Here is a 246-nt window from a genome sequence, read left to right on the forward strand (position 1 = left end):
TACCCTGACCGACCCGAAGAGTCTCGGCGCCTTGGACCTGCGCTTGAAGCTGGCCGGCAACAGCCTGGCCAATCTTTATCCGCTGACGGGCGTGACGTTGCCGGATTCGCCCCCCTATTCCACGGACGGTCGTTTGATCGCCAAGCTTCATGAGCCAGATGGCGCCCAGTTTCGCTATGAGGGGTTCAACGGCAAGATTGGCGACAGCGATATCCATGGCAACCTGGCCTACATTGCCAGCCAGCC

General features: G+C 60.6%; 1 protein-coding gene. It reads left to right on the forward strand.

Annotated features, from left to right (window positions below; genetic code table 11):
• Nucleotides 1-246 (forward strand): AsmA family protein (locus OC610_RS29360; protein ID WP_264433379.1); only part of this gene is annotated, 246 nt, incomplete at both ends.

It is taken from the genome of Pseudomonas agronomica (assembly GCF_025917275.1).
GTDB classification, from domain to species: domain Bacteria; phylum Pseudomonadota; class Gammaproteobacteria; order Pseudomonadales; family Pseudomonadaceae; genus Aquipseudomonas; species Aquipseudomonas agronomica.